Source organism: Pantoea sp. SYBGC1, assembly GCF_057197005.1.
This window is the reverse complement of record NZ_JBXUNM010000004.1, coordinates 207,078-224,669: the sequence shown is the minus strand read 5'-3', so window position 1 is coordinate 224,669 and position 17,592 is coordinate 207,078. Positions and strand designations below refer to the sequence as shown.

Below are 17,592 nucleotides of genomic sequence, written 5' to 3'. Positions count from 1 at the left end.
CGAAAGGCTTTTTTTTTGGTCCAAATCCGTCCGGGCACATCCGTTGACATCCAACATAGTTGGGGGTCAAGATAGGGGTCACTTCGCTTCGATAAACTTTTGACCCCCAAATCATGCCTATAACTGACGTTGCGGCCCGTACCGCAAAGCCTCGCGAAAAAGAATACAAGCTCACGGATGGCCATGGGCTATACCTTCTTATCAAACCAAGCGGATCCAAACGCTGGTATCTTAAATATCGCTATGAAGGCAAAGAGAGCAGAGCTGCACTCGGCGCATACCCTCTGATCACGCTAGCTAAAGCGCGCGAAAAACGTGATGAAATCCGCCTTCTACTTGCCGATGGCATCAGCCCCAATGCCAAAAAAGAAGAAATTAAACAACAAGAGCAGGCTGCGCTTAACACTTTTGAGAAGGTGGCTCGCGACTGGCATGCGAGTAACAAGCGCTGGTCGGATGGCCATGCAGAGAGAGTATGGCGGGATATGGAGCGCAACATACTTCCAGCCATCGGAAAGCGGAACATTGCCGACTTAACGACACGGGATCTATTGCATCCTTTGCGTGAAGTTGAGCAAAGCGGTCGGTTGGATGTGGCCTCGCGTCTACAGCAGCGTGTTACGGGTATAATGCGTTATGCCGTTCAGAGCGGCCTAATTGAAAGAAACCCAGCTCAAGACCTTGCTGGAGCAATCGCAACTAGAAAAGCGACTCATCGCCCTGCTTTATCACTGGAACGCCTGCCTGAATTTCTTCAACGTGTTGAAGCCAGCAGGGGGCGCTTACTTACCAGATTGGCCCTGAAACTCAGCCTGTATGTATTTATCCGCTCCAGTGAACTTCGGTTTGCGCGGTGGGGAGAAATTGATTTTAAAAAAGCACTTTGGACTATTCCTGCCGAGCGTGAAGTTATTGAAGGGGTTAAACACTCTCATCGAGGCTCTAAGATGCGTACCGTCCATCTTGTTCCGCTTTCGCAGCAAGCTCTGGCGCTATTGGAAGAAATCAAAGAGTTGAGCGGCAATAGAGACCTTATCTTTCCAGGTGATCACCGTCCGACAAAACCCATGAGCGAAAACACTATTAATAATGCTTTACGAGTAATGGGTTACGACACTAAAACGGAAATATGCGGCCATGGGTTCCGGGCCATGTCGTGTAGCGCTTTAGTTGAGTCGGGGCTTTGGTCACACGATGCGGTTGAAAGGCAAATGAGCCATCAAGAAAGAAATGGTGTGCGAGCTGCGTATATCCATAAAGCTGAGCACCTTGAAGAGCGTCGTCTTATGGTGCAATGGTGGGCAGATTATCTAGATAGCAACAGTGGATCACATGTGACCCCGTATGAGTTCGCAAAGCGCTTTGCAAAATAAAAAGTTTTAATGACAAGTGTTCATACTGTTCACTTTGCATTATAAGTTTTTAAAATCAGTTGCTTAGCTGGAGGGTGTTTGTGGGCTGTGTGTACACAGGTGTTCATATAGAGTGATCACTACAGACCGGGACGTAAAAAAACCGGCCTGAGCCGGTTCGTTTGCTGCGGGGGTTTATTTACTGCATGCGGGAAGCCAGTCGGCCTCGCTGTCCTCATGCAGCGTGAGATTGGTCTGGACGCCGTTATTTGTCCTGCGTTTTAACAGGATTCGCTCATACTCTTTCAGCGTCTGCGGCACCGCCTGCCCGAAAGCCGTTAAGCTGAGCGGGTGCTGATGCCCGCGCGATTCCATAAATGACAAATACGCATGATAAAGATAGCGCTTCGGGTTTATCGGGCGAATATTGGCATTGCCGATGAACATCCCGTTCGGCGTGCTCAGAGGCATCAGATAGCCACAGAAATCGACCAGCGGATCAGCCTGGCGTTTAACTTCCAGCGCTTCGCCGGATGACTGCTGTGCCTGCAACAGCTCGCGCGCTTCATCGGGTGACGTGAAGCGCTGCATCAGATGACGGACAATCACGGCCAGCTCGGTACTGATTTTGTCCAGTAGCTGCGGATCGCGCTCTTTTGCCGGTATCACTTCGGGGAACGTCAGGATAACCCGGCGGCGTGACACGCCGCCGCTGCGGTCGTTAAAGCGCATCGGATTGTTGTTCACCGCCAGAATGACCGCCGGGATATGCGTTGAATAGGCGTCACGGTATTTTGGATCGATGGCTACTGCGTCGCCGCCGGTAATAGCCTTGATGCCTGCGCCGTCGCCGCTCCATTTTTCCTGGTCAGGCAGGATAATGAGCGAAAAACCCACCACGCTGGCGCGCTCACGTGAGGATTCCAGCGTGTCGATGGTGGCGGACGTTGTGTTGTCTTTTCCGGCCAGCAGAGTGGCTATCGAGGCCATCACACTTTTACCGCTGCCGCCGGGGCCGGTCACCTCAAGAAACATCTGCCAGTCATAGCGGTTTGCCAGCACCATAAATAACGCCGCGAGAATACGCTCCTGCTTGTCGTGATTGTGTCCGGCAGCCCGCGTTAACCAGCGCCAGAAGGCCGGGGCGTGGTCTGCGAGGTTCTCACCCGGACGCGTGGCGGTGTAGTCCACGCTGTTGACGGTGCGCAGCCAGTGCTCGCGGCGATGCGGGCCGAAGGTGCCTGTTGTGGTGTCATACACGCCGTTACGGAAACCAATAAGGCGGCGGGACGGTTCACCCATCTGCGGCACCATCAGCTTGAGCGTGTCCAGCACGCTGCCGATACCGGCGGCCGAGAACGGTGCGCGTACCTTCTGAAACAGCGCGGCGATTTCCCGGCGCAGCGTCTTCGCCTCCATCACCTGCCATGCGCCGTTCTCATAGCGGCAGATTTCCTCCCCGACCGGCGGCACGGCCAGCGCCTCCCCGTAGTGGGCGACCAGCAGCTCCGCTTTCTGGCTGGCGCTCATGGCCTTCAGGTCTGCCTCGCTGACGGATTCAAACGGGCTGAGTGGCTGCGGCTGCGTAAAGGCGGTGAGCTGCGCCAGCGTGGCGATATCGCCCTGCGCCTGCCACACGTCGTTCCAGTCACCCGTAACCGGCGGCAGTGCGGCTTTGCCGCTACAGGCTCTGGCCGCTTCCTCTGCCTTTAGCTGGCCGGTGCCGTTGTCGTCGCGGTCGGCGGCAATCAGCATCATCGCGCCTGGGTATGACTCACGCAGCCGCTTTGCCAGTGAGGGCAGGTTATTGGCGCTCAGCGCCACGTATACCGCCTGGCCGGTCAGCCGGTGCACGGTCAGGCCGGTTGCGTATCCTTCAGTGAGCCACAGCGTTTTGCCATCCGGTTCACCGGCCAGCCAGTATGTGCCTTTCACCTGTCCGCCGGGCAGTGTGCGCTTGTCGCCTGCGGCGCTGATGAGCTGCACGTTTACGGCCTTGCCGTTTTCACCGGTCAGGGGAATGAGCACATCCCCGGCGGCAAAGCTGATACCACCACAGCGCAGCGCATCAGCAAGTGTGAGCGCCTGTTTACCGTGCAGCCCTTTTGATGAAAGGTAGGCGTTGTCCGTGCGGCTGACAGCGGCGGTGATAAGCGCCTGCGCCCGTGCGGCTGCGGCTGCCTGTGTGCGGCTTTTGTCTGCGGTTTCATCATGCATAACCGGGGCTGACTCCGGTAGCGAGCCAAGCATCCCGGCAACCTTCATGGCGGCCTCTTTAGCGCTGAGACTGAGCGCCTTTTCCACCAGGTTAAGGCCGTCACCGGCCCCGCACTGATTACAGAGCCACGTTCCGCGCCCGTCCTGATTGTCGAATCGGAAACGGTCTTTACCGCCGCACGCCGGGCAGGCTCCGTGCCGCCCTCCGGCGTGTACGCTGATGCCGAGGGCGGGCAGAAGCTGCGGCCAGAATCCGGTGGCCGCCTTTACGGTGTCAGAGACGATATGTTTCATGTGCATGCTCTCCCTCAGTGCAGCGTGATGCGGCTGGCGGCCGCAAGCTGGCTGCGGAACAGCTCATCCATCATGGTGACGCCGAGCTGCGTCAGCCGCGGTGGCGCGGTCAGCAGGTCCGGCTCAACCATATCGCCCAGCATCGTGCAGGCCATCTCCATGCCTGCGTCCGGGCCGTGGCGGCGCACATAGAAGCCCTCCAGCTCAAGGGCAATGGTCATCTGAAGCTCATCAATCGTCGCTGACACGGTGATGCCGAGGCCTTTGCAGGCGTTCAGGTAGCCCTGCGCCAGCGCGCGACGGTAAACGGCGGTGCGTACCTCAACGGGCAGGCAGGAGTGATTAACGGTCATCATGGCGGGCCTCCGTGGCTAACATGCGGGATTCACAGGTTTCAACAACTTTACCGAGCTGGTCGGTGAGCAGGGCAACGACCGAGGCAAGCGCCGCGCCGTCCGGCACGCAGCCGCGCGCGCTCATGCCGTTCACCGAGTCGAACATATCGAGCACGGTCACGCCGACCGCGTGCGCGTGCAGCAGGCGCAGGTAGTCAGCGTGTGGAATAGGGTAGGTCTCACTGTTATTCAGACGTTTTGTGAGCGTGTTCATGCGACTACCGCCTTAACCGGCAGACGACCGGCAAAGGACAGGACGTAATCGCGGGCGAGGCTGGCGCGGGCGCTTCGCTCATCGCCGGCTACGGTGCGCAGCATGCAGGGACGTGCGGCGGCATCGGTGCGGCGTATGGCGGCAAAAATAAAGGTGAATTGAGAGTGAGCGGCAGTAAGGGCCGTTGTCATGAGGACAATCTCCAATAAGTAGCGGTTACTGCTACCACCGGAGTTCCTACGCTCATGGGTGGTAGCCCAGACGGGGGTAGGAATACCGGCCTTATTGGAAACCGGCCAGCCCGAAGGCTGCCCCGCCTGAGCCACCATTATTTTGACGGCGCAACGGAATAAGAACCGCTGCGCTGAAAAATGGCGCACTGAGGCAACGACGTAAAAAAACACGCATGGCGCGTGTTGTGTCGCCAATAAGTAACTCGGGTTCCTACGCCCGGCTGCCGATTTTGCGGCAGCACAAAAACTGTATAACGGCCGCTCGCCAGAGAAAAGCCTTTTTTCACACATCGGGGCTATTTCCTCAGCAACCGGTCAGGACGTGATCGGATTGCGGCGGATTTGATCGGAATTCCCGGTTCTCTTTTTTCGCCCGCTGCCTGGCAGGCTTCGCTTTTTGACTCAGCATGGAGATATGGTCGTGCAACCCGCTGGTAAAAGCTGATGCCGTGGCGGGTTTGCCGCTGACCGACGCCGTCAGACTTTCCGCAACAAAGGCGACTTCTTCGCGGGTGAACGGAAAGGTTTTCGTGCCAAAATTCAGCGAAATCACGCTGCACCTCCGGCACGCTGTGCGATGCGGGCCTGCATCCAGCCGTCAATCTCTGACGCCAGCCAGGCGACGTTTTTACCGCCGAGGGAAATCTGTGAGGGAAACTGCTCCCGGCTGATTAAGTCGTAAATGGTCGAGCGTGACAGGCCGCAGGTGCTGATGACTTCCGGCAGGCGCATAAAGCGGTCGCGCGGGAAAACGGCATCGCGGATTGCGGGAATGGCAGGGGCCGGTACGGATGAAACTGCGTGCATGGTGTTACCTCATTGTGAGTCCGGCCGGTACTGTCCGGTTCCGGTAGCGTCTTCAGGTAACCCCCTATTCTGAGAATATTTTTCGGTAAGTAAACAAGTGTCCGGCTTGCTGAGATAAGTAAGAGTGATTATTTTTTAACCATCTTTTGCCATTAAATTGCAATGAACTGCAAACATTTGCCATTTGCAAGCTTAAGGCAATCAAAAGGATGTTATTGATAGGATTAAACGCTGGAAAAGGCTCGCCAGAAAAAAGCTGTTGTCTAAGACTGTGTGAACACTGGTGAATACTCTGTGAAGACTTAACTTAAAAGTATTCACTGCATTAATTACTGTATTTATTATCTTTTTTATCTCAGTGAATACCAGTGAACAGTTATATAAGAAATATTATCAGTTAAGGGCCATCCCCTACCGGTTATGCCCTTGTTTGTTCATCGACAGGCGGAAAGCAATGAAATGCGCTGTCCTGTGGTACACGACAGAATGGCCTCATCCTTTACAGACGATGAGAGACAATCATGACCACCCCGGAACAGAAACCTGCATCACTGGAACGCTTCGAGAAAGCCCGCGCTGAACATACCGAAAGGATGAAAGCCTATAACGGTATCTGCGCCGATATCGCCCGCTGTGAAAAAGAGCAGCAGGCAGCCATCGAGGCAGGGAAAGAAGCCGAGAGCAACTGGCGCACGAGCTTTCGCAACCTGCGAGGCAATCTCACCGACGAGCTGCGCGCCGAACATTCTCAGCGCATCGCCAGCCGGGAACTGGCCGATGAGTTCGGCGGGCTGCTTAAAGAGCTGGCGCTGGATAAGCAGGAGGCGATGCTGAAATGCTGCGGCAGTGGTAAAGAGTATGTTGAATCGCACCAGGAGGCTTTTACCGGGTTCGCGGATGCGCACTGGCAGTCAGCCCTGCGTAACGTAAGTCCGTCGCTACTGTGGGCCATTAAGCTGCGTCTCCGTCGTGAAGAGCTTTCCCCGACGTTTGCCGGAGACGACCGGGATAGTATTAATGACGTGGCTTATCTGGTCGGTGAAGCGCTGACGCGGGCGGCTGCTGCTCTGTCAGACAGCATACTAAATGAGGCTCCGCTGCTGGAGAATATTGGTCTGTATCGCCCGCCGCTTACCGGTATTGATATGGAGCTTTACCGCCATCCTATGCGCCGCCAGAAGCTGGCTGAATCAATCCGGGCGCAGCGTGCAAAACTTCAGGAGGGCAGCCAGAAATGATGCACTGTCCCTACTGCAAAAGCGCGGCACATACTAAATCGAGCCGCTATATGTCAGAGCAGGTAAAAGAGCGTTATCACCAGTGCACTAACCTGGACTGCTCCTGTACTTTCAAGACGAATGAGAGCATCACAAAGGTCATCACCGCACCGCCACAGCCGGAAAAAATACCGGCACCACCGCCGGAACCGGCAAGAGAACGTCAGACGCTGGGCCGTTATGGTTCTGCATTCCGCCAGGTTCATTAATCCTGCACTGCCGCTGCTACACCAGCGGCTTTTTTGTGTCCATCTTTTCTCTTCCAGAAGCCTTTTTTCTGGCCAGCCGCTTTGTAAAGAGCAGTGCATGCATAGCGTGCATGGATCTGCATGCAAAATCATGCACCGCTTTCCCCCGTTCAGGCCACAGCGGGCGCGGTCCAGCCCGTATCATGCATCTGCATGAAAAGCGATGCATAAAGCGGGCAGGCGTGGCGGGGATAGCATTGCGCGCTGAGATATCAAGCCCCCAACTAAATGGCGACTTGACATGTTTATAATTTAGCTGATCATCACTGATAGGGTTTTTAAGTATGTCTATTTCTCAAGCGACCTAAACTCAGCCGACATACAGTAAAAATTTTGAAATCACATTTTTAAACTTCTATTAGAGTTGGTGAATTTCTCACCAACTCTATATTTTCTGTTATCTATTTCAGCGTCAATACCTTTTGTAGTGACAATAATTTGATGTCTAATTCCTTCAAACTCATCTGAAATTTCTTTGATGGTTCTTTGTATGCCTTTAGAACGAACATCTTCCATCCCACCATTTTCAATTCCATCTAGTATTAATAAGCGAGGTAATCTAACAGTTTTGTCAGTCAGGCTTAGTTTAAGTAAGGAGATATGTAGGGCGTTATTGAGGTAGTACATCGAACTTTCGGAAAAAGAAACTTTGTTATTGATGATAATTCTGTTTGAGGCTAAATCAAATTCTATACTAACGATATTACTGAACTCTGCTTTATCGTGTGGATCTTCAATGTTTTCAATATCCTTTTTAAGTATATCAACCATATATCCCGTTATTTTTTCTTGAATTTTTGGCATCTTAAGCAATAGCAACGCTTCTTTTTTATCAATTTCCGACTCAAGGTAATTGACTCTGTCCTGTAAAGAGTTTCGAAGTTCCTTTAATTTGTTTATTTGCAAGTAAATTTTACTAAGTTGAGATAGGCCGTTTATTTTTTCCTCTAGTTCGCCTACTTCTCTGTAAGCATCATATAATTTGCTATCATTTTCTGAATTGAAAGAGTTGCTTACTATAGAAATTTTATTTATTTTTTTACGCAAGGTTTTTTTTGTTTCTTTTATTTCAAGGATGGTTTTTTCTTTCTCTTTTTCATGTTTTTCTAAGATGCCTTTCGATTCTCTTAGTTGAATAGAAATCTCATTTTTCATACGCGCATAATTCATGTCTTTTGAATTGGCTGCGTTATGGGTTCCGCATAAAAAACAATTACTTTCATCAGGGTCAGGTTTTAATAATGAAAAGCATGAAGGGCAAGCATCAAAATCTTTAAATTTATAATCCTTCCCAAATTTAATTGAATCCTCAATTGCTAATATTTTTTGATTTAATTCTTCAATAAAACTTGTTGAGTCACTTATATTATAATTGAGTTGATTTAGGCTAACCTCAAGGAAAAGTAAGTCTTTTTTTAATTTGACGATTTCATTTGGGCTTATTGCTTGAGTTTCATCCTTAAAGTTGATTGATAAATTAATGGTTTTCTTTTCTTCGATGGCATTAACTAAGAGATCAATTCTTAATTGTAGTTGTTCAATATGCTCCTCAGTATTTGAGTAACTAAAATCAGTATCGCTACCATCCACTAATAGATATAAGCCTTTTAGCTCTGAAATAGTTTTTGTCAATTCTTTATCTTTTTTTATAAGTTCTAATTTATTACTGTATAAGTTATCATCATAAAGGCCCAGTAGATAGTTGCTCACAAACTCGCGTTTGATGGCTGAATCAAATGGCTCATCATTAAATATGCTTGTGGCTGGGCTGGATTGATTATTGTATATGAGCCTCAATATTTGATGCATAGTTAAATTATTTATGCCGTCTGATTTGGCTTCAGGGATGTTTAATATTTCAAATAATTTTTGTGAAAAACTTTCTCTTGAAGGGGAAATGCTGTAAGGATAGTTAAACCAACCCGCTTTACCATTTTTTAGGCTTTCAGAATAATCTCCAAAAAAGAAATTCATACTTGCTGAGCTTTCTTTTATTTCTCTGCCGATTGTAATTGTGGATTCGTTAGCATAAATTTCAGCTATAACATAGTCACAACTTCCTGCCTCTTCTTTCCAATTATAGACGGTTGCGCCTAAAACATAAGCGAGAAGCTGGATTACTGAGGTTTTACCGCTACCATTCGAACCGTGAATTACATTCAAACCATTATGGAACTCCATAAAAAGAACTTCCACTGAATTTTTAAAAGCACGGAGGGTCTTTATGTTCAAGGTTGGGTTATAAGATATCATATTTAAAGCTCATTAATTTACTTGCGGCTTTAAGCCCATTTTTTCCAAAATAAGGCATAAGCTCAAGATGGTTTTTGATAAAATCGATTGCCTCGATATTAATACTGCTAAAATGATCCAGATTAACTTCTTTAAAAAGCTCTACATTTATTTTATATTTATCGCTGTCTTCTTTTATTAATATGTCTGTTGAGGCTAAGCTGCAAATTGATGCTCTTTGAACCCCTTCCATTTGATTAAATAATGAGCGTGCATCAAAGTTATTGTAAGGGTTTATAAGTTTTTTGAACTTTAATTTTTCACTTAATAACTCACGACTTAACGAAAGGTAAGATATGTAAAATGGAAAAGCAATAATGAAGTCATATACTCTTAATTTATCGATTGAAATAAAAATTTCATTAGTGTTTGCTAACCAGTAGTACATTCTTAAAGTTGTGTGATTAATATCAAAGGCCTTGTTATATAATATCATTTCTCCCACTCCAAATGACAGTTTCCTGTTAAGAAGAAAACCATACCTCGAAGTTGCCTATTATATATCTCTAAGGAATTAACTCCAAGCTTTGCACTTAACTTTTCTTCTATTTCAATGTGTATTATTTTAAGTAATTCCTCTTGTGTGATTTGGGATAAGACTTGAGGTTTAATGGTGAACTGAAAAATAGAATGAACATCTGAAAGCAAGTAAACGATAATTTTTTGAGCAGATTTGTAGTGTTGATGTTTTATTATCATCTTGGCTACTAACTCTTTTAATTCTTGCCCTTCTTTGATTAAAAATGCGTAGCCTGATGATGCAAGTTTCTCTCCTAATTCTCTGATTTCGCTTTTCTTGGAATTATAGTGATTTAATTCATCTATTAAATCAGAGCAAGTTTGATTTCTTTTAAGCTCCTCCTCATACTCCTCTTGAAGGAGGATTAGTTGTGTAGGAGACGGAAGGTTAGTTATTTGGTCGCCACCGACATAGTCCCCGCGAATAAAAACATGCTTTAAGCGGTTAAAAACACCCATTTAGGCTACCTACTTTTTACTGTCACGACCAGTATAGTCACCTCCAATATCAACATTTTTGAGTTTGTTTTTGACACCTCCTTTAAAGATGATTTTTGAACAAATTTTCCATGCTGGCGCTGCGAGAATTGCTGCTAACAAACATGCGCCAATTACTATTGTTGAAGTATCAAATCCCATTTAAGTCACCCTTAGTTATTATTTAGGTTAGTATGTGTGATTTTGCACCATTGCAATGCAACCTAAAGCAATAAGATACCTCTTAGAAATCTTTACTGCTAGAGTTTTATAAAGAATTTCTTAAGTTTTGATGGGTAATCGCAAAAAGCAGTAGGGGTCATTCTGGTGGTCGTTTTGAATTTAAGGTATTCATTTTTTGTTGTAAAACAGTTTTTTATCTATTTATTGCTAGTCCGGCCTTCGCACCACAGGTTACAGCTAAGTCGCTCATGAGCAGCTTTTTTTGTGTCTTAAATCCAGTCTTCGAAAAGCTTTTTCTGCTTTCGACATAGTTAGCACGCTATTATCGACCAGCGTCAAATCTGATAAAAATAAGCAAGCTGCCGCTACTGTGCGCTTTACCACCTAAAGCGATTTGACCGACTATACCTCAGGCAAGATATTGCCGGTACGGTTGCTACTACAATGAGACAGTATTGGGCTGCTCTGGAATCAAATCGCGTTCTGAATCATTTCCCCACATCGACCGCTAATCTGGCAGGCCGTTAACCCGTCCGCTGACTGAACTTACCTTGTTGGTTTTCATTTATTCAGTCGAGCTGCATTTGATCGTTGGTCAGAAGTGAATTTTGAACGGCTATGTGAACGATTCCCAGTAAAAGTGAACGGCGGGAAGGTGTTAAGCATATCCAGCGTGGTCCAAAGATGCGGACGCCTGATTTTGCTTCATTGTCGGGACATGCCTTAACCATTCTGAAAAAGACAAAAACCATGAATTGAAATTGAGAGCTGGTTGTGTGGGTGATGATGATTGATGTAAACCAATAAGAATGAATAGGGTGAAAAAGAGTCTGCGGCTAATGGCTAAGACAGGAAAACGGAAGTGTGGATATGGTTTAAGGACGATAGTTTGTAGTTCGCTGATTGAATCGGGATTCTTTTCAGGAAATGCGACAGGAGGGCAGATTAATCATCAGTAGCGTAGTCCTGCGCGAGCGGCTTGCATTTATAAGGTCGAACATCTGGATGAGCGAAAAATAATACTGCAATAGCGGTCTGACTTCCTGGATGCGAATCGGGAGAAGGCGGTGAGTCCGTTTGATTTTGCGAAGATTAATCGGGGTAATGTTGAGTTAATTGAATGCCTTTATTACTCGGTTGATGTTTGAATAATAATGACCAGCCATCCTGATTAGGGCTGGATTGTCTTTCTATTTTTATCGTTATTATCATAATTTCATTCAACACGTAAAGAGGCGACAGAAAAAGATGTCTGCAATAATGCCTTGAACGTTTACAAAGTTGCGAGCATCATCACAAATATGTGCTCATGGATTTTCAACGTAATGACCTCTGACAAAACTCTAAAGCAAGCGATATCGAATATTACTATCTGGCGCAAAGGTGAACAGCGTGCGCCACATAAGCCATTATTGCTGCTGCTCGTCCTCTCACACTATCGGCAAGGCCATGATCGCCTGTTCAGCTATGGATCTGAAATCTACAAGCCCCTGTTGGATTTACTGGAACGTTATGGGCCGCAGCGCCAAGATCAGCGCCCGGACATGCCGTTCTGGCGTCTGAAGGGTGATGGTTTCTGGGAACTACAAAATGCGGAACTGTGCTCAACCAATGGTAGCCGCCAGCCGCCCAGACGTGAACTCATCGAATATAATGTCGCGGGTGGGTTTGACGCCTGTAATTTTGCGTTGGTGACAAAAAATCACAGGTTAATTGATACGCTAGCGCAGCATCTCCTGGAGGCACATTTCCCTGCCAGTATTCAACAAGACATCGCTGATGAGATGGATTTTGAGATTCGCACCTCTCTCCGTCAACGCGATCCGAAATTCCGCCAGATGGTGCTGCGTGCCTATAACTATCAGTGCGCTATCTGCGGCTTCAACATGCGCCATGACAATGCGCCGATTGCTCTGGAAGCTGCCCATATCAGATGGAAGCAGCATCATGGCCCTTGTGAAGTATCTAATGGCCTTGCATTGTGCGCAATCCATCACAAGGCGTTTGATCGTGGCTCGATTGGTTTGGATGAAAATATGCGAGTGATGGTTTCAGGCGCGGTAAATGGTGGTGGGTTGGTACAGCGGCTGTTCTGGGATTTTGCAGGAAAAGCGATTACATTGCCATCGGTTAAAGAAAATCATCCGGGCGAGCAGTTTGTAGAATGGCACAAGAAAGAGGTATTTAGAGGAGAGCATTGATGTTGAGTAGGGAAGTCATTTTGCGTATGGCATAGAAACTATTTAGCTTTATTAGCTTGAGTTTGACTTAAAAAATATTCATAATAAATTACACATGCTCATTCTAAAAAATATGCGGCTTAAGTAGATTTGTAGCTTTTGTATTCTTTAAGTTGTTGAAGAAAAATCATTGAAATATTTGACCCAAGTTTAATAAAATTTTATTTGAGTTATTATTCTTCAATAGGTGAGCATTTCTTCCTTTCAAATTTGGTAAGATCATTTTTATTGTAGCGATTTTCCAGTATCCCCGAGTACTCGTTTTAAACAATTGAATGAAAATGCTCAGGTACTAACAGCAACGTATTACTACTCTCGAAATACCCCATCCGCCACCCCCTACAGAAAGCCACAAACCTGATCCCGATCAAAACAAGCCGCTTTTTCTCTTTGCCACGCTGCGCTTTTAAGAATCTGTTAAGAACCCGCCGTATAATAAGCGCTTTACTCTACCTTCAGGATGAAACCATGAAAAGAACAGCGATTGCATTGATTACACTGGCAGCAGCGCTCTCTGCCACTGCCGCGCAGGCTGCCGGCGGCTGTCAGCAGAAACAGCAGTCGATCCAGCAGGAGCTGGAGATGGCGCGGGAATCTGGTAATAAGGCGCGCATTAACGGGCTGGAGAAAGCGCTGCGTGAAAATCAGCAGCACTGCACTGATGCGGGCCTGCTGCAGGAGCGTCAGGAGAAAGTGGCGGAGAAGCAGCAGAAAGTGGCTGAGCGCGAAGCGGATTTGCAGAAAGCGCAGACCAGCGGCCGCCGCGATAAGATTGAAAAACAGCAGCGCAAACTCACTGAGGCGCGTGAAGAGCTGGCTGACGCGCAGGCGGAACTGAGCCGCTAAGCGCTGAGCGGCAGAGGTCCGTGCGCTACTGCCCCTGCAAAAATTCACTTCTCCTGCCTGCAAAAAATCCTCACACTGCTGCTTTATTCTGATGGAAAACATGGCATGAAGATACGGTTGCTGCTGGCGCTCCCTCTGCTTAACGCCCTGATGGTACCGGCGATAGCTGAAGAAGGCGTCTCGTTTGCGCATAAAGAGTGGGAGCTGGCGTGCGATAACACGCTGACCTGTCGTGCGGCGGGCTACAGCGCAGAAGAGGGCGCGGGGGGATCGGTGCTGCTGACGCGGGCGGGCGGGCCGGATACGGCAACGCATGGCCGGGTGGTGCTGGCGGATACCGGCGATGATGACTCAAAGCAGGTCGATACGCTGACGCTCTGGATCGACGATCGCTCGCTGGGTGAACTGGCAAAGGCTGATAACGATGAGTGGATGCTGACCGATGCGCAGACCCGGTCGATTATCACTGCCATTAAAGGCAGCGGCAGCGTGGAGTTCCGTGGCGGTGCCGAGCCGTTTGATCTCTCTGCAAACGGTGCCTTTGCCGTGCTGCTGAAAATGGATGAGGCGCAGGGGCGCATCGGCACGCCGGGTGCGCTGGTGCATAAAGGCAGCAAACCGGAAAGCAGCGTGCCGCCCGCCGTACCCATGCCGGTGATTATCCAGGCCAGAACCGTTGAGGCAAAGCCGCGTCCGCTGACGCCGCAGGAGCTGGCGCGGATCAAGCCGGCGCTTATCGCTACGCTGACGGATGATGACAGCTGCGATAATCTTGCACCGGCGGACGATCAGCCGGAAGAGGGCGCAGAGCCGCCGACGCTGACCGCTGTGGATGCGGACCACGTGCTGATCGCCGCCCTCTGCTGGCGCGGCGCCTATAACGAAGGGTATGGCTACTGGCTGATGGATAGCGCGCTGCAGGGTTCACCGCAGCTGATCACCGACTCCGGCTCCGATTATCACGCCGGGGTGATTAGCGAAGCGCAGAAAGGCCGCGGTATTGGCGACTGCTGGAGCACCGCCGCATGGGTCTGGGATGGCCGCAATTTTGTACAGAGCAGCGATGCTACCACCGGCATGTGCCGCGCCATCCGTGCCGGCGGCGCCTGGCAGCTGCCGGTGCTGGTCAGCGACGTCAGACCCGCTCCCTGATTGCAGAACGCACGGGGCCCCTGTGGATATTGCTGTAGGGGCCGTATTTATGCGGCCCAGGGGCATGTGCCGGATGTGGCCAGGGCGCCGTGAATGGCGCCCCTACGGATACCAATGTAGGGGTCGCATTAATGCGGCCCGGGGTCAGGTGCCGGATGTGGCCAGGGCGCCATGAATGGCGCCCCTATGAATATTGTTGTAGGGGGCGTATTAATGCGGCCCGGGGTCAGGCGCGTGGTGCGGCCAGGGCGCCATGAATGGCGCCCCTACCGATACCAATGTAGGGGTCGCATTTATGCGGTCCGGGGTCAGGTGCGCGGTGCGGCCAGGGCGCCATCAATGGCGCCCCTGTGGATATTGTTGTAGGGGTCGCATTTATGCGGCCCGGGGTCAGGTGCGCGGTGTGGCCAGGGCGCCATGAATGGCGCCCCTACGGATACCAATGTAGGGGTCGCATTTATGCGGCCCGGGGGCAGGTGCGTGGTGCGGCCAGGGCGCCATGAATGGCGCCCCTACCGATACCAATGTAGGGGGCGCATTTATGCGGCCCGGGGTCAGGTGCGTGGTGTGGCCAGGGCGCCATGAATGGCGCCCCTGCGGGTATTGTTGTAGGGGCCGCATTAAAGCGCCCCGGGGTGGATTGGGCGCGATATTATGCGACCAAACGCAGGTTATTTATTCAGGCAGCACTGCTTATATTTTTTGCCGCTGCCGCACGGGCAGGGATCGTTGCGTCCGGTTTTATCACCGGCAAAGAACGGCAGCTGTGGCTCGGGATCGGGCTGGGCCATGCGCTCGGCCTGCCAGTATTCGTGCAGCTCCAGCGCGGCCGGGCGGATCGCCGCCATGCTCGCTTCAAACGCGTCCGGATCGAGCGCTTCGCGCGCTTCACGCTGCTCTTCACGGCCGTGCAGGGCAATCGCCTGCAGCTGCGGCTCCAGCGCTTCGGGCAGCTGTGACCAGTCGGCGTCCAGCGCAACACCGCGCATATAGCCGTAGCACCAGTCTTCGACAACGGTAAACTCCTGGCCCTCCATCTCCTGCAGGCCAAACAGCGGGTCAAACTGCTCCGGAAATTCGGCCAGACGCTCAGCAATATCGTTCAGGTGCTGAAAGGTCAGGGTCATAAAGCGATCCATCTCGCGCTCATTAGCCCATTTAGGGATATGCTTCTGGCCGCCCCACATCGCTACCAGCCACTCGCTGGGTTCAATATCATTCGGGCCGGAGAGCAGGGCGGTCAGCATCCCATCCAGCTCGGCCGTATCCACCACGGAGTGCGCATTGCCATACTTCTCCAGCATGTCATCCAGCCAGTTCAGCTCTTTTTCCGTTAACGGCCCCTGATTCATCGCTTCTCTCCTGCACGTAATATTCTGTACGGGCCAGGCCCGCATCTCATGGCGCGATTATAGCGGCATTATCACGATTATTTGCAATTTTAGCGCGCCTGAATCGGGCCAGGCTGAGGTATGCTGTGGCATGACGCGATGAGCGCCGCACGGCAGCGGGAACCATTGGCCCGGTGCGCTTGTCAGTAAATGGACATCAGACTATTAATCAGAGTGGGAATCACCAATGCGCAGGACACACGTAACCCTTTTATCTGCCGGCCTGTTTCTGGGCGCGCTTAGCCTGACGCCAGCCGCACTGGCAGCGGATGAGCAGACCAATAGCGTGCCGATGCCGCCTCAGACAGAGCAGCCGAATGTGCAGGCCCCTGACGCCGCACCGGTGCCAGACGCCGATGCGCCCGCCGCTCAGGCACCCGCTGCATCAGGCGACGACGCGCCGGTTCGCCCGTCTAACAACGGCACCGGCGAGCAGCCTTCCGCCGCCAACAACTACAATCTGCACACCATCATTATCGACTACAAAGAGCACAAGGTCGGCGATGTGGTGCCGGAAGAGTATCGCAAAAAAGAGTACACCATCACTGACTGGCAGGCGCGTCATCTGCCCGCTCCGCAGGCTGGTGCACACTGGGCTTACATCAACGCCAACTATATTCAGATCACCGATGACAGCGGCAAAATCGTGATGGGCAAATCGGGCGACATCTTCTTTAAAGGATAACGCCAGCAGGCGGGCCACCGGGTCCGCCTGTTTTATTTTAGAGGCAGGAAAGATGGCCCCGATCGTTAATGAGTTTGGCCAGCCGACGGGTAGTGCGTTGCCTGACTGGCAGCCGCGTCCGCGTCCGGAGCGCGTCACGCTTCAGGGGCGTTACTGCCGCCTTGAGCCGCTGGATGCGTCACGCCACGCGTCCGATCTCAGCGCCGCGCATGCACACGCCGCGGACGATAGCAGCTGGACCTGGCTGCCCGTGGAGCGTCCGGCATCGCAGCATGAGTGGCTGACGTTCGCCGCCGCCTGCCAGCACACTCCCGATTACCTGCATTTTGCCGTGATCGATCTGCAGCGCGGGCAGGCGGTGGGTACGCTCGCGCTGATGCGTATCGAGCCGCAGCACGGCGTAATGGAAGTGGGATATGTGGTGTTTTCACCGCTGCTGCAGCGTACCCGTATGGCTACTGAGGCGCACTTTCTGCTGATGGCGTATGCGTTTGACCAGCTCGGCTATCGCCGCTACGAATGGAAATGTGACAGCTGCAATCAGCCGTCGCGCCAGGCGGCGCTGCGGCTCGGTTTTCAGCCCGAAGGCGTGTTTCGTCAGGCAATGGTATACAAAGGTCGCAGCCGCGATACCTGCTGGTTCTCTGTTATCGATGGTGACTGGCCGGTGCTAAAGCACGCCTTTGAGCGCTGGCTGGCGCCGGGTAATTTCAGCGCCGATGGCGCGCAGCGGGAGCGGCTGGAGACGCTGCGCCCGCGCGACTGAGCCC

19 protein-coding genes are annotated in these 17,592 nt (G+C 51.0%); 8 read left to right on the top strand and 11 right to left on the bottom strand.

Features of this window, described 5'->3' with window-relative positions:
- Nucleotides 1-113: 113 nt before the first annotated feature.
- Nucleotides 114-1,373 carry a tyrosine-type recombinase/integrase gene (locus tag AC2CF9_RS10050; RefSeq protein WP_058957591.1) on the top strand — a complete coding sequence of 420 codons (1,260 nt, stop codon included), beginning with the start codon at nt 114-116 and terminating at the stop codon, nt 1,371-1,373.
- 174 nt (nt 1,374-1,547) lie between these two features.
- Here AC2CF9_RS10050 and AC2CF9_RS10045 read toward each other — a convergent pair whose 3' ends face one another.
- Genes AC2CF9_RS10045 through AC2CF9_RS10020 form a run of 6 tightly spaced genes read right to left on the bottom strand, consistent with a single transcriptional unit; the run spans nt 1,548 to nt 5,512 of the window.
- Nucleotides 1,548-3,863: a primase-like DNA-binding domain-containing protein gene (locus AC2CF9_RS10045; protein ID WP_484556881.1), complete on the bottom strand. Its 2,316-nt coding sequence runs from the start codon at nt 3,861-3,863 to the stop codon at nt 1,548-1,550.
- A 14-nt stretch (nt 3,864-3,877) separates the two neighbouring features.
- Nucleotides 3,878-4,219 (bottom strand): DUF5375 family protein, encoded by a 342-nt coding sequence (locus AC2CF9_RS10040; protein ID WP_167428847.1) that lies wholly within the window; start codon nt 4,217-4,219, stop codon nt 3,878-3,880.
- A complete protein-coding gene (locus AC2CF9_RS10035) occupies nt 4,206-4,472 on the bottom strand; it encodes a hypothetical protein (protein WP_058781704.1) in 267 nt (88 codons plus the stop codon). The genes AC2CF9_RS10040 and AC2CF9_RS10035 overlap by 14 nt, the downstream gene beginning before the upstream one ends.
- Nucleotides 4,469-4,996 carry a host cell division inhibitor Icd-like protein gene (locus tag AC2CF9_RS10030; RefSeq protein ID WP_484556880.1) on the bottom strand — a complete coding sequence of 176 codons (528 nt, stop codon included), beginning with the start codon at nt 4,994-4,996 and terminating at the stop codon, nt 4,469-4,471. Before AC2CF9_RS10030 ends, AC2CF9_RS10035 begins: the two co-directional genes overlap by 4 nt.
- Nucleotides 4,997-5,009: 13 nt before the next feature.
- Complete coding sequence (locus AC2CF9_RS10025) at nt 5,010-5,258, bottom strand: hypothetical protein (RefSeq protein ID WP_285720157.1); 249 nt, start codon at nt 5,256-5,258, stop codon at nt 5,010-5,012.
- Entirely contained in the window at nt 5,255-5,512 is a 258-nt protein-coding gene (locus tag AC2CF9_RS10020; RefSeq protein ID WP_264250130.1) for a helix-turn-helix transcriptional regulator, read from the bottom strand. The genes AC2CF9_RS10025 and AC2CF9_RS10020 overlap by 4 nt, the downstream gene beginning before the upstream one ends.
- Nucleotides 5,513-6,033: 521 nt before the next feature.
- Between AC2CF9_RS10020 and AC2CF9_RS10015 the strand changes: the two genes are divergently transcribed.
- Both AC2CF9_RS10015 and AC2CF9_RS10010 read left to right on the top strand, forming a co-directional pair.
- Nucleotides 6,034-6,750, top strand: coding sequence for a hypothetical protein (locus AC2CF9_RS10015; protein ID WP_484556879.1), 717 nt, complete (start codon nt 6,034-6,036; stop codon nt 6,748-6,750).
- The gene (locus AC2CF9_RS10010; RefSeq protein ID WP_484556878.1) at nt 6,747-6,998 is read left to right on the top strand and encodes an ogr/Delta-like zinc finger family protein; all 252 of its coding nucleotides are present in this window, start codon (nt 6,747-6,749) and stop codon (nt 6,996-6,998) included. Before AC2CF9_RS10015 ends, AC2CF9_RS10010 begins: the two co-directional genes overlap by 4 nt.
- A 378-nt stretch (nt 6,999-7,376) precedes the next feature.
- On the opposite strand, the gene AC2CF9_RS10005 is transcribed toward AC2CF9_RS10010, so the two are convergent.
- From AC2CF9_RS10005 to AC2CF9_RS09990, 4 genes are read right to left on the bottom strand one after another with little or no spacing between them, the layout of a single operon-like run.
- Entirely contained in the window at nt 7,377-9,290 is a 1,914-nt protein-coding gene (locus tag AC2CF9_RS10005) for an AAA family ATPase (RefSeq protein WP_484556877.1), read from the bottom strand.
- On the bottom strand, nt 9,277-9,765 hold the full coding sequence (locus AC2CF9_RS10000; protein ID WP_058957584.1) for an ABC-three component system middle component 5: 489 nt from the start codon (nt 9,763-9,765) through the stop codon (nt 9,277-9,279). Before AC2CF9_RS10000 ends, AC2CF9_RS10005 begins: the two co-directional genes overlap by 14 nt.
- Nucleotides 9,762-10,307 carry an ABC-three component system protein gene (locus tag AC2CF9_RS09995; protein WP_058957583.1) on the bottom strand — a complete coding sequence of 182 codons (546 nt, stop codon included), beginning with the start codon at nt 10,305-10,307 and terminating at the stop codon, nt 9,762-9,764. Before AC2CF9_RS09995 ends, AC2CF9_RS10000 begins: the two co-directional genes overlap by 4 nt.
- Before the next feature lie 9 nt (nt 10,308-10,316).
- On the bottom strand, nt 10,317-10,487 hold the full coding sequence (locus AC2CF9_RS09990) for a hypothetical protein (RefSeq protein WP_195910810.1): 171 nt from the start codon (nt 10,485-10,487) through the stop codon (nt 10,317-10,319).
- 1,346 nt (nt 10,488-11,833) lie between these two features.
- Here AC2CF9_RS09990 and AC2CF9_RS09985 point away from each other — a divergent pair.
- The 3 genes from AC2CF9_RS09985 to AC2CF9_RS09975 all read left to right on the top strand — a co-directional run bounded on the left by AC2CF9_RS09985 (nt 11,834) and on the right by AC2CF9_RS09975 (nt 14,746).
- Complete coding sequence (locus AC2CF9_RS09985) at nt 11,834-12,709, top strand: phosphorothioated DNA-binding restriction endonuclease (protein ID WP_484556876.1); 876 nt, start codon at nt 11,834-11,836, stop codon at nt 12,707-12,709.
- A 507-nt stretch (nt 12,710-13,216) separates the two neighbouring features.
- Nucleotides 13,217-13,594 carry a DUF1090 domain-containing protein gene (locus AC2CF9_RS09980; RefSeq protein WP_484556875.1) on the top strand — a complete coding sequence of 126 codons (378 nt, stop codon included), beginning with the start codon at nt 13,217-13,219 and terminating at the stop codon, nt 13,592-13,594.
- Nucleotides 13,595-13,699: 105 nt separating this feature from the next.
- On the top strand, nt 13,700-14,746 hold the full coding sequence (locus AC2CF9_RS09975) for a DUF1176 domain-containing protein (protein WP_484556874.1): 1,047 nt from the start codon (nt 13,700-13,702) through the stop codon (nt 14,744-14,746).
- A 671-nt stretch (nt 14,747-15,417) separates the two neighbouring features.
- Here the strand turns inward: AC2CF9_RS09975 and AC2CF9_RS09970 are convergent.
- Nucleotides 15,418-16,098, bottom strand: coding sequence for a YecA/YgfB family protein (locus AC2CF9_RS09970; protein ID WP_484556873.1), 681 nt, complete (start codon nt 16,096-16,098; stop codon nt 15,418-15,420).
- Nucleotides 16,099-16,324: 226 nt separating this feature from the next.
- Between AC2CF9_RS09970 and AC2CF9_RS09965 the strand changes: the two genes are divergently transcribed.
- Nucleotides 16,325-16,822 (top strand): RcnB family protein, encoded by a 498-nt coding sequence (locus tag AC2CF9_RS09965; RefSeq protein ID WP_484556872.1) that lies wholly within the window; start codon nt 16,325-16,327, stop codon nt 16,820-16,822.
- Between the two features lie 52 nt (nt 16,823-16,874).
- Entirely contained in the window at nt 16,875-17,588 is a 714-nt protein-coding gene (locus tag AC2CF9_RS09960) for a GNAT family N-acetyltransferase (RefSeq protein WP_484556871.1), read from the top strand.
- Nucleotides 17,589-17,592 lie beyond the last annotated feature (4 nt).

Excerpts from the sequence above, each read along its gene's own strand:
- AC2CF9_RS10050 (WP_058957591.1), top strand. The coding sequence starts at position 114 with ATGCCTATAACTGACGTTGCGGCCCGTACCGCAAAGCCTCGCGAAAAA.
- AC2CF9_RS10045 (WP_484556881.1), bottom strand. The coding sequence starts at position 3,863 with ATGAAACATATCGTCTCTGACACCGTAAAGGCGGCCACCGGATTCTGG.
- AC2CF9_RS10040 (WP_167428847.1), bottom strand. The coding sequence starts at position 4,219 with ATGATGACCGTTAATCACTCCTGCCTGCCCGTTGAGGTACGCACCGCC.
- AC2CF9_RS10035 (WP_058781704.1), bottom strand. The coding sequence starts at position 4,472 with ATGAACACGCTCACAAAACGTCTGAATAACAGTGAGACCTACCCTATT.
- AC2CF9_RS10030 (WP_484556880.1), bottom strand. The coding sequence starts at position 4,996 with ATGTGTGAAAAAAGGCTTTTCTCTGGCGAGCGGCCGTTATACAGTTTT.
- AC2CF9_RS10020 (WP_264250130.1), bottom strand. The coding sequence starts at position 5,512 with ATGCACGCAGTTTCATCCGTACCGGCCCCTGCCATTCCCGCAATCCGC.
- AC2CF9_RS10015 (WP_484556879.1), top strand. The coding sequence starts at position 6,034 with ATGACCACCCCGGAACAGAAACCTGCATCACTGGAACGCTTCGAGAAA.
- AC2CF9_RS10010 (WP_484556878.1), top strand. The coding sequence starts at position 6,747 with ATGATGCACTGTCCCTACTGCAAAAGCGCGGCACATACTAAATCGAGC.
- AC2CF9_RS10005 (WP_484556877.1), bottom strand. The coding sequence starts at position 9,290 with ATGATATCTTATAACCCAACCTTGAACATAAAGACCCTCCGTGCTTTT.
- AC2CF9_RS10000 (WP_058957584.1), bottom strand. The coding sequence starts at position 9,765 with ATGATATTATATAACAAGGCCTTTGATATTAATCACACAACTTTAAGA.
- AC2CF9_RS09995 (WP_058957583.1), bottom strand. The coding sequence starts at position 10,307 with ATGGGTGTTTTTAACCGCTTAAAGCATGTTTTTATTCGCGGGGACTAT.
- AC2CF9_RS09990 (WP_195910810.1), bottom strand. The coding sequence starts at position 10,487 with ATGGGATTTGATACTTCAACAATAGTAATTGGCGCATGTTTGTTAGCA.
- AC2CF9_RS09985 (WP_484556876.1), top strand. The coding sequence starts at position 11,834 with ATGACCTCTGACAAAACTCTAAAGCAAGCGATATCGAATATTACTATC.
- AC2CF9_RS09980 (WP_484556875.1), top strand. The coding sequence starts at position 13,217 with ATGAAAAGAACAGCGATTGCATTGATTACACTGGCAGCAGCGCTCTCT.
- AC2CF9_RS09975 (WP_484556874.1), top strand. The coding sequence starts at position 13,700 with ATGAAGATACGGTTGCTGCTGGCGCTCCCTCTGCTTAACGCCCTGATG.
- AC2CF9_RS09970 (WP_484556873.1), bottom strand. The coding sequence starts at position 16,098 with ATGAATCAGGGGCCGTTAACGGAAAAAGAGCTGAACTGGCTGGATGAC.
- AC2CF9_RS09965 (WP_484556872.1), top strand. The coding sequence starts at position 16,325 with ATGCGCAGGACACACGTAACCCTTTTATCTGCCGGCCTGTTTCTGGGC.
- AC2CF9_RS09960 (WP_484556871.1), top strand. The coding sequence starts at position 16,875 with ATGGCCCCGATCGTTAATGAGTTTGGCCAGCCGACGGGTAGTGCGTTG.